Annotated in this window: 12 protein-coding genes; 7 read left to right on the forward strand and 5 right to left on the reverse strand. The window is 69.2% G+C overall.

All coding sequences use genetic code 11. The annotated features are described in order from the left end of the window. Positions 1-113 precede the first annotated feature (113 nt). On the forward strand, positions 114-521 hold the full coding sequence (locus AB0F86_RS25080) for a Rieske (2Fe-2S) protein (RefSeq protein ID WP_356986189.1): 408 nt from the start codon (positions 114-116) through the stop codon (positions 519-521). Positions 522-561: 40 nt separating this feature from the next. Here AB0F86_RS25080 and AB0F86_RS25085 read toward each other — a convergent pair whose 3' ends face one another. Next, positions 562-1,029, reverse strand: coding sequence for a VOC family protein (locus AB0F86_RS25085; protein ID WP_356986187.1), 468 nt, complete (start codon positions 1,027-1,029; stop codon positions 562-564). Positions 1,030-1,145: 116 nt separating this feature from the next. Between AB0F86_RS25085 and AB0F86_RS25090 the strand changes: the two genes are divergently transcribed. After that, a complete protein-coding gene (locus AB0F86_RS25090) occupies positions 1,146-1,994 on the forward strand; it encodes a TIGR03619 family F420-dependent LLM class oxidoreductase (protein ID WP_181699275.1) in 849 nt (282 codons plus the stop codon). A gap of 216 nt (positions 1,995-2,210) precedes the next feature. Here AB0F86_RS25090 and AB0F86_RS25095 read toward each other — a convergent pair whose 3' ends face one another. Further along, complete coding sequence (locus tag AB0F86_RS25095) at positions 2,211-2,921, reverse strand: hypothetical protein (protein ID WP_356986185.1); 711 nt, start codon at positions 2,919-2,921, stop codon at positions 2,211-2,213. Continuing rightward, positions 2,918-3,865: a hypothetical protein gene (locus AB0F86_RS25100; protein ID WP_243750121.1), complete on the reverse strand. Its 948-nt coding sequence runs from the start codon at positions 3,863-3,865 to the stop codon at positions 2,918-2,920. Before AB0F86_RS25100 ends, AB0F86_RS25095 begins: the two co-directional genes overlap by 4 nt. Before the next feature lie 170 nt (positions 3,866-4,035). Between AB0F86_RS25100 and lspA the strand changes: the two genes are divergently transcribed. From lspA to AB0F86_RS25115, 3 genes are all read left to right on the forward strand, one after another. Continuing rightward, positions 4,036-4,563 (forward strand): signal peptidase II, encoded by a 528-nt coding sequence (gene lspA, locus AB0F86_RS25105; protein ID WP_225282321.1) that lies wholly within the window; start codon positions 4,036-4,038, stop codon positions 4,561-4,563. A 73-nt stretch (positions 4,564-4,636) separates the two neighbouring features. Beyond that, entirely contained in the window at positions 4,637-5,563 is a 927-nt protein-coding gene (locus tag AB0F86_RS25110) for an RluA family pseudouridine synthase (RefSeq protein ID WP_067497526.1), read from the forward strand. Further along, positions 5,556-6,329, forward strand: coding sequence for a hypothetical protein (locus AB0F86_RS25115; RefSeq protein ID WP_356986183.1), 774 nt, complete (start codon positions 5,556-5,558; stop codon positions 6,327-6,329). Before AB0F86_RS25110 ends, AB0F86_RS25115 begins: the two co-directional genes overlap by 8 nt. A 60-nt stretch (positions 6,330-6,389) precedes the next feature. Here the strand turns inward: AB0F86_RS25115 and AB0F86_RS25120 are convergent, their stop codons facing one another. Both AB0F86_RS25120 and AB0F86_RS25125 read right to left on the reverse strand, forming a co-directional pair. Beyond that, entirely contained in the window at positions 6,390-7,208 is an 819-nt protein-coding gene (locus AB0F86_RS25120; RefSeq protein ID WP_356986181.1) for a PhzF family phenazine biosynthesis protein, read from the reverse strand. 70 nt (positions 7,209-7,278) lie between these two features. Further along, positions 7,279-9,699, reverse strand: a complete 2,421-nt coding sequence (locus AB0F86_RS25125; RefSeq protein ID WP_356986180.1) for an HAD-IC family P-type ATPase — start codon at positions 9,697-9,699, stop codon at positions 7,279-7,281. A 35-nt stretch (positions 9,700-9,734) separates the two neighbouring features. Here AB0F86_RS25125 and rarD point away from each other — a divergent pair, with 35 nt between their 5' ends. Beyond that, complete coding sequence (gene rarD / locus AB0F86_RS25130) at positions 9,735-10,649, forward strand: EamA family transporter RarD (RefSeq protein WP_225282271.1); 915 nt, start codon at positions 9,735-9,737, stop codon at positions 10,647-10,649. Positions 10,650-10,789: 140 nt separating this feature from the next. After that, positions 10,790-11,722, forward strand: coding sequence for an ADP-ribosylglycohydrolase family protein (locus tag AB0F86_RS25135; protein WP_356986178.1), 933 nt, complete (start codon positions 10,790-10,792; stop codon positions 11,720-11,722). The last annotated feature ends 116 nt before the right edge of the window (positions 11,723-11,838 follow it).

Below are 11,838 nucleotides of genomic sequence, written 5' to 3' on the forward strand. Positions count from 1 at the left end.
CTGATAACCTTTAATAAGAGCCTCGCCAGAGTGTCGTTTCGAACCGGACAGGTGGTGATGCCGTTGTCTGGGAAAAGAGCGGAATGGGCCGCTCGAGGTTCGAGGAGGCGGCGATGAGCGGTGATGTTGTGGTGGGGCGGCGGAGCGTGGTGGCGGGGGCCGGGGTGTTGGCCGCGGCAGTGGTGGTGCCTGCGTGTGGCGATGGGGGTGGGTCGGGGTCGACGGGGGCGCCTGCCGCGCCGGGGACAGCGTTGGCCAAGACCGGGGACGTGCCGGTGGGTGGTGGGGTGATCGTCGGCGACACCGTGATCACGCAGCCGACGGCGGGGACGTTCGTCGGGCTTTCGGCGACCTGCACGCATGCGGGGTGCAAGGTGACGTCGGTGAAGGACGGGGTGATCGTGTGCCCGTGTCACGGGAGCCGGTTCGAGCTGGACGGGGCGGTGCGTGGCGGGCCCGCACGCAACCCATTGCCTACGAAACCGGTTCGGGTCGAAGGGGATTCGATCGTTTCGGGGTAGCGGTAGCGCCGGGCTCCTGACCGGAGCCCGGCGGGTGCGCTCAGCTCGCGTTCATCATCTCGGCCATGCGCCGGTCCATTTCCTCCGGCGACACGTCCTCGATGTGGGTGGCCACGGTCCAGCGGTGACCCCACGGGTCCTCGAAGGAGCCGGTGCGGTCACCGTAGAACTGGTCGGCCATCGGGGTGATCTGCGAGGCGCCCGCTTCGAGGGCGGCGGCGAAGACGGCGTCGGCGTCGGGGACGTAGACCATCAGGTTCACCGGCGAGCCGCCGATGGACTTCGGGTCGACGAAGCCGATGTCGGGAACAGGGTCGCCGACCATCAGGACGGAATCGCCGATCAGCAGTTCGCTGTGCACGATCGTGCCGTCGGGACCTGGCATGCGCATGCGTTCGGTGGCGCCGAGGACGGAAATGTAGAAAGCGAGCGCGTCGGCGGCTCCCGCACAGGCGATGCCGGGACAGATTGCCGGATAACCAGCGGGAATAGGTGACACATCGGACATCGGATACCTCCGGGTCGACGGTGTTGCTCGGATGCCGTCGAGCCTATTCCTCTGTCGCCCACACCGGAACCCTGGTAGAACTTGTTTCAGTTTTGACTATCCAGGAGGGCCGGGGCGTGCGGTACGGGATCGTGTTGTTCACCAGTGACCGGGGCATTACGCCCGCCGACGCGGCCTCGGCCGCCGAACAGGCGGGTTTCGACGCCTTCTACGTGCCCGAGCACACCCATATCCCGGTGGTCCGGGCCGCGGCACATCCGCAGACCGGCGACTCCTCGCTCCCCGACGACCGCTATCTGCGCACCCTCGACCCGTGGGTCGCCCTGGCCACCGCCGCCGCGGTCACCAGCCGGATCACCCTGTCGACGGCGGTGGCGCTGCCCGCCGAGCACCACCCGATCACCCTTGCCAAGTCCATCGCCTCGCTCGATCACCTCAGCGGCGGCCGGGTGGAACTCGGTGTCGGCTTCGGCTGGAACACCGACGAGCTCGCCCACCACGGCGTGCCGGCCAACAAGCGCCGCACGGTGCTGCGCGAACATCTCGACGCCATGCGGACGCTGTGGTCGAACGAGGAGGCCGAGTTCGACGGCGACTTCGTGAAGTTCGGGCCGAGCTGGTCGTGGCCCAAGCCGGTGCGCGCGGGCGTTCCGGTGCTGCTCGGCGCGGGTGGCACGGAGAAGACCTTCACCTGGCTCGCCGCCAACGCCGACGGTTGGATCACCACGCCCACCGAAGACGACCTCGGCGCGAAAATTGAACTGCTGCAGCGTGTCTGGAAGGAAGCCGAACGCGAGGGCAGCCCGCGTGTGATCGCGCTCGCGGGCAAGCACAATGCCGAACAGCTGGCTCGGTGGGCCGATCTCGGTGTCACGGAGGTTGTTTTCGGACTGCCGGACCGGGACGCTGCCGAGGTGACCGGCTACATCGCGCATCTCGGCGGAAAGCTCGGCCTGCTCGGCTGACGAGGCGGGCCCACTCCGGCCGCGCCTGTCACACCCTGCGGCCCGCCGCTCCGGCCGCGCCAGTAGCTCGTGCAGCCCCTCCGGCCGCGCCGGTGGCTCGTGCTGCCCCGCTCCGGCCGCCGGTTATACCTGTGCGGCTGACCGCTGCCCCGGTCACACCTGCGACGCCGATCGGCCTTTGGACGCGCCGGGTGGAGCCCGACCGGCGGTCGCCGCTCAGCCGCGCAGCTTGCGCACCTGAGCCGCCGTGAGGTCGGCCAGTACGCCGGGATCGACCTCTTCCGGAGCGGTCACAACCACCTGGACGAGAGTGTTGCCCACCTGAACGAGCGAGGTGGCCGAAGTCAGGGTCAGGCCCTCGCTCGTGGCGGTCAGGGTGAACGCCGAGCCCGCATCGCCGACAGGCGGCTGCTCCAGCGGGCCGGTCCGGTAGTCGATGCGCACGCCCGCGTCGTCACCGGTGTAGCTGGTGCAGCGGCGTGGTCTGGATTGCAGGGAGTCGAAAGCGGCGGCGAGGGCGGTGTCTGGATAGCTCGCGGCGTCGATGTCGATGGTGGCGAAGCTCGGTCCGGCGAATTGGACCGAAGCGGCGGCGGCCGAGCCGGGCCACTGCTGGGCGATCGGTGTGAGCAGCCTGCCGCAGTCGGCGGGATCGGTCGGCGCGTCGGCCGGCATCGCGGCGTCGTCGCCCGCGCTGCGCGGTGGGACCGCCGTGAAGTCGCCGGGCAGGTCGATGGCCGCGAGCAGGCCGGCGCTCAGCTGCGCCTGATCACGTACGACGAGCCCGGATCCGGGAGCCGCCGCGGCGGGCGCGGGCCAGGTCGTCGCACAGGACGCACCGCAGTCGTCGGACGTCGACGAACACGCTGCCAGTGCGGCGCAGGCCGAAGCGACCGCGACCGCGCGGGCCAGGGCCGAACGCATCATTCGGTCCAGGAAATGCGGGTCGACTGGGTCTGCACGAGCGTGCTCACGCTGCGCGGATCGTGATAGGTCTGCTGACCGCCCACCTCGATGGCACCCGAAACGGGCAGCGGCAGACCGAGATCGACGGTGATCGTGCCCGCGCCCTGCATCACGTAGTTCTGGATGTCCAGGGCGCCCGCATTGTTGGGCAGCGTCCACACGTTTCCGGTGGGGGTCTGGTTCACCTGCAGGTCGATGGTGAGCCGGTCGCCGTCGCGGCTCACCAGGGTCGCGGTGGTGACCTGATCGAGGGTGACGCCGCCGGTGATCTGCTGATGCACGGTCCACACCGCGCCCACCCCGACGGGCTCGTCGGGGAACGCCACGGACTGGTACACCGCCTGATAGAACGCTTGCTCGAGCGCGGCCCGCGCCGAGTTGGGCGTCTCGGGTGAGGGCGCCATCCGCAGTTCGGTGATGGCACCGAGATCGCTCATCGCGAGCCCGGCCTGGGAACCGTCGGCATTGGTGAACGCCTTGTTCAGCGCCGGGTCTGGGGTGGTGACGGTGCCGACCGTCAGATCCACGCCGTCGACATCGGCGCGCGCGGTCATCGGAATGGTGAGCGCGGCGGGCGAGAAGTCGCGCACCGGTTGATCGTTGACCTGCTGCTGGATGCGGTAGTCGGTGCGCAACGTCACCTCCTGGGTGGCGCCGATGCTGTAGAGGGGGCGCAGCCGGCTGCGCGGCTCGTCGCCCGGGGAGACGACGGTGGCGACCGCGGCGGTGATCGGCACGGTCACTTCCTTGCCGATACCGAGCGGCTCGAGGCCCTCGGAATCGGCGGTCGACGGCGACCGATCGGCGCACCCGGCACCGAAGGTCGCGAACCCGAGCACGAGCGCCACCAGAAACACCCCGGGGCGCGCGATGCGGGGTAAGCGAGAACTAGACAACACCGTCACAGCGATCAGGGTACGACCGCTTCCTGAGGAACTGCTGGGACTCCGGCCGGTCCGCGACGCGGCTCCGCGAACGACTAAGGAATGATGGACACGTGAGTGAAGACCGGTCAACCGACAACGCCGCAGTCCCCGCGACCGGCGACGCCGCCGCCGCGCCGGAAACCACTGCGGTGACCGAGACCGAAACCCCAGGTCGCCGCCGGTTGACAACGCTGCTGATCATCGCCGCCGTGCTGTTCGGCCTCGACCTGCTGACCAAGTGCCTCGCGGTGGCCTACATCGATCCCGACGACCCGGTGCCGATCATCGGCGACTTCGCGCGCCTGGACCTCGTGCGCAATCCGGGCGCGGCGTTCTCGATGGCGACCGGCATGACCTGGCTGCTCACCTTGATCGCGGCCGCCGTGGTGGTCGGCGTCATCCGCATCGGGCGCACTTTGCGTTCGCTGTGGTGGGCGATCGGGCTCGGCATGGTGCTCGGTGGGGCGATGGGCAACCTGGTGGACCGGATCTTCCGCTCCCCCGGCCCACTGCAGGGCCATGTCGTCGACTTCGTCGCGATCGGCTGGTGGCCGGTGTTCAATGTGGCCGACTCGGCCATCGTGTGCGGGGCGATTCTGCTGGTCGCGCTGACGATCTTCGGCTTCGAACCCGACGGCACCCGCAGCGGTCGCAAACATACCGAGAAGACCGCATGACCGAGTCGAAGCCAGGAGGCGGCGACCTGCGTAAGAACGGAGCGCCCCTCCGGCAGGCGCAGGAGGACGCAGTATGAGAGAAACCAGGACTATGCCCGTGCCCGACGGGCTCGACGGGATGCGGGTGGACGCGGGGCTCTCGCGGCTGCTCGGTCTCTCGCGCACGGCGGTCGCCGCGCTCGCCGAGGAAGGGTCGGTGCAGCTCGACGGTGTCGCCGCGGGCAAGTCCGACCGGCTCACCGCGGGTGCCTGGCTGGAAGTGATCTTCCCCGAACCCAAACGTGAACTGACCGTGGAAGCGGCCCCGGTGGAGGGGATGAAGATCCTCTACGCCGACGACGACATCGTCGCGGTGGACAAGCCGATCGGCGTCGCCGCGCACTCCGGTGTCGGCTGGACGGGCCCGACCGTGGTGGGTGGACTGGCCGCGATGGGTTACCGCATCTCGACCTCCGGCGCACACGAACGGCAGGGCATCGTGCACCGCCTCGATGTGGGCACCTCCGGCGTGATGGTCGTGGCTCAATCCGAACACGCTTACACGATGCTCAAGCGCGCCTTCAAGGAACGCACGGTCGACAAGCAATACCATGCTCTCGTGCAGGGACACCCCGATCCGAGCAGCGGTACCATCGACGCGCCGATCGGGCGTGCGCGCGGCAACGACTGGAAGTTCGCCGTCACCGGCGACGGCAGGCCGAGCATCACCCACTACGACACCATCGAGGCGTTCCAGGCGGCGAGCCTGCTCGACGTGCATCTCGAGACCGGGCGCACCCATCAGATCCGCGTGCATTTCTCCGCGATCCGTCACCCCTGCGCGGGTGACCTCACCTACGGCGCCGATCCGACGCTGGCCAAGCGCCTCGGGTTGGAACGGCAGTGGCTGCACGCGCGTCAGCTGGGTTTCCATCACCCGGCCGACGGGCGCTGGCTCGAGATCACCAGCGAGTATCCCGCCGACCTGGCGGGCGCCCTGGACGTATTACGCAATGCCTGACGACCCGCGGTCGTCCGAACCGGCGTCGACGACGGCGCCGGACGACCGCGGGGATCTCGTCGCGCCGACCGTCCCGCCCGAAGAAGTAGCGGGCGTGGACGATTCGACCGGTCTGTCGGGGCGGTCGAAGGTGGTGCTCGGCGCGGCGGCGGTGCTGGCCGTGGTGCTGCTGATCGTGGCGTTCACCCGTCCGCACGCGGCGGGTCATGTGGCGACCGATCGGCTCGGGCCCGCCCAGGGTGAGCAGGTCGACGACTACCTCGCCGACGCTCGAGCCTCACTCGAAGGCACTGATGCCGATCCGCGCTGGGCGCTCGTGTCGTTCACCGAATACCAGACGCCACAACAGCTTCCGGGCATCGCCGACGGGTTGCGGATCTCCGGGGTGATCCAGCACGTGCCGATCGATCGGGTGCAGACGCCGGTCGTCACCGTCGCCACGCCCGCCGGTGACGAACCCGCCGTGCGCTCGGGCGAGGCGGCGGCGGGGCTGCTCGAATCGCAGCAGATCCGGGACGGGCGCGGCGCGGCAGTGGTGCGGGTCAGCGCCGCTCGGCTGCGGGCCGGATGCGCGTGCACGGCCGGGATCGTCGTGCGCGGCACCCTGCCCCAACTCCGTGATCTCGCCGACAGGCCGGGAGTACGTGCGGTGCAAGCACTTCCGGCCGACGCCGTCGCCGGGCGCTTCGCGGTGAGCCCGCTGCTGCCGGGGAACACCGGGACGATCACCCCTACCCCCGACGACGGTCCCGTTCCCGCCGAGTAGGGCGCACACGTTGTGCCCGCTCAGCACCTGACTCGATCGGCGCGCAGCTCCATCACGGCCTCAGTCCGGCAGGGTGACGACTCCGTCGAGATACCGTCTGCATCGCCCCAGGAGCAGGACCCGGTTGTCGGCCAGTTCGCCACGCAAGGTCCCGCCACGGCGGGACAGTTGGCGGGCGGTGAGGGTGGAGCGTCCGAGTTCGCGGGCCCACAGGGGAACCAACTGTGCGTGGGCCGAGCCGGTGACCGGGTCTTCCGGAACGCCGACGCCGGGGCCGAAGAAGCGGGAGACGAAGTCGCTCGAGCGACCGGGAGCGGTGAGGACCGCACCGCGTGGCAGCTGCGGGAAGGCACCGAAATCTGGTGTGGCCGAACGTACTTCGTCTTCGTCGGCGACCACGATGATCTCGTCTTGACCGGTGTAGGCGCGCACGGCCGTGACACCGAGCGCCGCGACCAGGACGGGATCAGGATCCACCTGGACCGAGGCGAGGGCGGGCAGGTTCAGGACGTATTCGTCGTCGTCGGTGCGGTCGACGTGCAACCAACCGGAACGGGTGTAGAAGCTGACGCGGTCGTGTTCGGGGTGGATGTCGGAGATGATCTGAGCGGCCGAGGCGAGGGTGGCGTGCCCGCACATGTCCACCTCGACCGCCGGGGTGAACCAGCGCAGGTGGAACGCGGGCCACTCACCGGGCGGGCCGCCAGCCTCCGGGGGTAATTGGGAGGTATAGAACGCCGTCTCGGCGAGGTTGTTCTCCTCGGCGAGCTGTTGCAGCAATGTGTCCGGCAGCCAGGTGGGCAACGGCATGACCGCGGCCGGGTTGCCCGAGAACGGCGCGTCGGCGAAAGCGTCGATCTGGTGCAGCAATACCTCCATAACCGGCAAAGGTACTCCAACACCGAAACTTCGCCCGGCACAAGGGTTCTCGAGGCGCGCCCGGTCCCGGTCACGCCCCCTGCGCGCCGACCGGCGGGACGAGCTTGCCCGCGTTGCCGGCCAGTCGCGCCTGCACCCACCAGGCCAGTTCCACCAGCACGATGCCGATCACACCACACACCACCGCGGCCAGGGTGAGCCTCGGATTCGACGGGTCGAGCTTGAAGAACTCGCGCGTGAACGGAATCGTGAACAGCGCGACATAGGCCAGCACCGACACCGCGATCAGCACCACCTTCCACCACACGTACGGGCGCGCGACCAGCGCGAGCACCCACACCGCGATCATGATGAGCGTGATCAGCGCGGTGGTCCCGGCCTGCACCCGCTGCGTCTCCGAGGCCTCGGGGCCCGCGTACGCGATCAGGTAGGCCACGAACGTGGCGACACCGATCACCACACCCGATGGCACCGCCAGCCGCATCACCCGGCCGACGAACCCGGTGCGAGCCCGCTCGTTGTTGGGCGCGAGCGACAGCACGAACGCCGGGATGCCGATGGTGAACCAGGCCGCGATGGTCACGTGGCGCGGCAGGAACGGATAACCGATGGGGTCGTAGCCGAAGATCTGCGAACCCACACCCGCCAGGCCGACCAGGAACGCCAGCAGCACCGAGTACACGGTCTTGGTGAGGAACAGATTCGACACCCGCTCGATATTGCCGATGACGCGTCGACCCTCCCCCACCACGTACGGCAGGGTCGCGAACTTGTTGTCCAGCAACACGATCTGGGCCACCGCGCGGGTGGCCGGGCTGCCCGTGCCCATGGCGACACCGATGTCGGCGTCCTTGAGGGCGAGTACGTCGTTGACGCCGTCACCGGTCATGGCGACGGTGTGGCCGCGCGACTGCAGGGCGCCGACCATGGCCCGTTTCTGGTCGGGGCGTACGCGGCCGAAGGTGGATTTCCCGTCGAGCACGTCGGCGAGTTCTTCCCTGTCCTCGGGCAGGGTGCGCGCGTCGACGGGATCGGATCCACCGGGCAGGTCGAGCGAGGCGGCGACCGCGCCGACCGAGACGGCGTTGTCGCCGGAGATCACCTTGATCGAGACGTGCTGGCTCGCGAAGTATTCGAGGGTGTCCTTGGCGTCGGGGCGCACCTTCTGTTCGAGCACGACGAGGGCGGCGGGCTCCACCCGGCCCGGCGCGTCGGGGGCGTCGACCGGGCGGTCACCGCGCGCGAGCAACAGCACCCGCAGGCCCTGCGAACCGACCTGTTCGGCGTGCGCGGCGGTCTCGGAGGTGGGGTCGAGCAGCACGTCGGGTGCGCCGAGGAGCCAATCACCGTGGGCGCCATAGGAAATGCCGCTCCACTTCTTGGCCGAGGAGAACGGGGCGACGGCCGTGCCGGTCCAGTCCGGGCGGTCGGGCAGCGCCTCGCCGATGGCCTGCACACTGGCGTTCGGACGTGGATCGTCTGCCGCCAGCGCGGCGAGCACCTGACGTACGCTCGCCTCGTCGAAGGAACCGAGCGGTTCGACGCGGGCCAGGCGCATGCCGTTCTCGGTGAGGGTGCCGGTCTTGTCCGCGCACACCACGTCGACACGGGCCAGGCCCTCGATGGCGGGCAGCTCCTGCACCAGGCAGTTGCGTTTACCGAGGCGGACCACACCGACCGCGAAGGCGATGGAGGTCATCAGAACCAGGCCCTCGGGGACCATCGGTACCAGGGCCGCGACCATGCCGGTGACCGCCGGCCGCCACGACTCGCCGCTGGAGACGAGCTGGTTGTAGATGCTGAGCAGGCCGGCCGGAATGAGCAGGTAGGTGATGAATTTCAGGATCTTGTCGATACCCGAGCGCAGTTCCGAGTGCACCAGGGTGAACTTGCTGGCTTCTTCGGCCAGCTTGGCGGCGTAGGCGTCCTTGCCGACCTTCGTCGCGCGGTAGGCGCCCGAACCCGACACCACGAAACTGCCCGACATCACCGGCGCGCCGACACCCTTGTCGATGGGATCGGCCTCGCCGGTGAGCAGCGACTCGTCCACCTCGAGGGCGGCGGCCTCGGTCACCTCACCGTCGACGACGATCGGGTCGCCGGGGCCGAGCTCGATCAGGTCGTCGAGCACCACCTCACCCGGGGCGATCTCCTTCGCGACACCGTCGCGACGCACGGTCGGCATGGCCTGGCCGACGATGGCCAGCTGGTCGAGGGTGCGTTTGGCGCGCACCTCCTGGATGATGCCGATCGCGCTGTTGGCCACGATGAGCAGCCCGAACATGCCGTCGATGATCGAACCGGTCGACAGCACGAGCAGGAACAGCACACCGAGGATGGCGTTGATGCGGGTGAACACGTTCGCGCGAACGATCTCGCCGACCGACCGGCTCGCCCGCGCGGGCACGTCGTTGGTCTGACCGTCACGGCGACGCTGTTCGACCTCTGTTGCGCTGAGCCCGGTGGCGGTCTCCCGCACGGAAATGGACATGCTCGATAGGCTACGTCAGTCGTAACATGGGATGAATGCAGCCAAGAACGTCCCCGCCCGGTGTCGTCTTCGGGACGGGGGCTTATCTGATCTGGGGACTGTTTCCGGCCTTCTTCGGGCTGCTGGCATTCGCGTCTGCCGTGGAGGTGGTGGCGCAGCGGATCATCTGGACCTTGGTCGTCGTGGTGCTGGTGTTGCTGCTCAGCGGGCGACTGCGGGAGATGCGGAAAATCGACGCGCGGACCTGGCGGCTGGCGGCGGTCGCGTCGGCGGCGATCTCGATCAACTGGGGCGTCTACGTGTTCGGGGTGATCTCCGGGAATGTGGTGGAGTGCGCGCTCGGGTACTTCATCAATCCGCTGGTGACGGTGGCGTTCGGGGTGGTGTTCTTCCGGGAACGGCTCTCCCGTGCGCAATGGGCCGCGCTCTCGCTCGGTGCGCTGGCGGTGGTCGTGCTCACCGTCGACTACGGCAGACCGCCCGTGATCGCCCTGGTGCTCGCGTGTTCGTTCGCCACCTACGGGCTGGTGAAGAAGGTGATCCGGCTCGACGCGCTGCGCGGAATCGCCGCCGAGGGGATGGTCGCCGCCCCGTTCGCGCTGGCGTTCGTGATCGTCTTGCTGGCTACCGGGCGTAGTGAGTTCACCTCCAGCCCTGCGCATTTCGGGCTGATGATGGCCACCGGGCCGGTCACCCTGATCCCGCTACTGCTGTTCGCCGTCGCCGCCCAGCGCGTCCCGCTGTCGACCATGGGCATCCTCCAGTACCTCACCCCCGCCCTCCAGATGGCCTGGGGCGTCGCGGTGATGCACGAACCGATGCCGCCCTCCCGCTGGATCGGTTTCGCCCTCATCTGGACCGCCCTGGCCGTCTTCACCACCGACGCCCTCCGCCGCGCCCACCGCAACCGTCACCCCACTCCCCAGCCCGCCGAAAGCCTGGATGCCTGACCACCACACTTTTGTGGCGCGATTTCACCCCGATGTCGGCTGCGGCGGCGGCAGCAGCAACGGCAGCAGCGCCAGTGGTGGTGTTGGACTATCAGAGCCGACCGAGCGGAGTGGCGGTACGGTCGGGTCGACTTGTTGTGATGAAAGGGGCGGATGCCGTGCGGGATTCGGGGTTTGCGGATCGGGTGGCCGGGGTGCTGGTGGGGACGGCTGCCGGGGATGCGCTGGGGGCGGGGTACGAGTTCACCAAGCCCGGGGCCGATGTGGTGATCGACATGATCGGCGGTGGGCCGTTCAACTGGGCGCCGGGTGAGTGGACCGACGACACGTCGATGGCGTTGGTGGTCGCCCAGGCCGCGGCGCAGGGGCCGGGGATCGACCTGGACGCGGTGGCCGAGGGATTCGTTCGCTGGTACGACACCGATCCGCCGGATATCGGCAACCAGACCGCGGCGGTGCTGTCGATCAGGCCGAGCTCGGCGCTGGACATGCAGGCGGCGGCGATGTCGCTCACCGGGCGGACCGGCGGGAACGGGTCGCTGATGCGCACGGCGCCGGTGGCGCTCGCCTACCTCGACGACGCCGCCGAATGCGTGGCGGCGGCCGGGCGCGTCGGCATGCTCACCCACTACGACGAGCAGGCGGTCGAAGCCTGCAAGATCTGGACGTACGCCATCCGGCACGCCGTACTGCACGCGAACTTCGACGGCGTGCGCGAATACGTCAGCGGTTCAGCGTATTCCGACTACTGGACCGCCCGCCTCGACGAGGCCGAACACGGCACCCCCGCCGACTTCCCCAATAACGGCTGGGTCGTCCACGCCCTGCAGACCGCCTGGTGGGCCATCACCACCACGGACAGCTCGTCGCCCACCCATCTCCCGCTCGCCCTCGAGGCATGCGTCCGCGCGGGCAACGACACCGACACCACCGCCGCCATCGCAGGCGGCCTCCTCGGCGCCCGCTGGGGCGCCTCCGCCGTCCCCACCCGCTGGCGCGACATCCTCCACGGCTACCCCGGCCTCACCGGCACCGATCTCCCCACCCTCGCCCACCGCATCACCACCACCTGACACCCGCGCAGACACAACCCCGCCCAGCGACGACCACATGTTCGCGCAGTTGCCCTGGGCGTCGGCGGCAACCGCGCGCATCGAGGCCGCCGCTGCCACTGGACAACCGATCACCA

It is taken from the genome of Nocardia sp. NPDC023733, from assembly GCF_040639775.1.
Classification (GTDB): domain Bacteria; phylum Actinomycetota; class Actinomycetes; order Mycobacteriales; family Mycobacteriaceae; genus Nocardia; species Nocardia rosealba.

Excerpts from the sequence above, each read along its gene's own strand:
- AB0F86_RS25110 (WP_067497526.1), top strand. The coding sequence starts at position 4,637 with ATGAGAGAAACCAGGACTATGCCCGTGCCCGACGGGCTCGACGGGATG.
- AB0F86_RS25080 (WP_356986189.1), top strand. The coding sequence starts at position 114 with ATGAGCGGTGATGTTGTGGTGGGGCGGCGGAGCGTGGTGGCGGGGGCC.
- AB0F86_RS25085 (WP_356986187.1), bottom strand. The coding sequence starts at position 1,029 with ATGTCCGATGTGTCACCTATTCCCGCTGGTTATCCGGCAATCTGTCCC.
- AB0F86_RS25120 (WP_356986181.1), bottom strand. The coding sequence starts at position 7,208 with ATGGAGGTATTGCTGCACCAGATCGACGCTTTCGCCGACGCGCCGTTC.
- AB0F86_RS25095 (WP_356986185.1), bottom strand. The coding sequence starts at position 2,921 with ATGATGCGTTCGGCCCTGGCCCGCGCGGTCGCGGTCGCTTCGGCCTGC.
- rarD (WP_225282271.1), top strand. The coding sequence starts at position 9,735 with ATGCAGCCAAGAACGTCCCCGCCCGGTGTCGTCTTCGGGACGGGGGCT.
- AB0F86_RS25135 (WP_356986178.1), top strand. The coding sequence starts at position 10,790 with ATGAAAGGGGCGGATGCCGTGCGGGATTCGGGGTTTGCGGATCGGGTG.
- AB0F86_RS25125 (WP_356986180.1), bottom strand. The coding sequence starts at position 9,699 with ATGTCCATTTCCGTGCGGGAGACCGCCACCGGGCTCAGCGCAACAGAG.
- AB0F86_RS25115 (WP_356986183.1), top strand. The coding sequence starts at position 5,556 with ATGCCTGACGACCCGCGGTCGTCCGAACCGGCGTCGACGACGGCGCCG.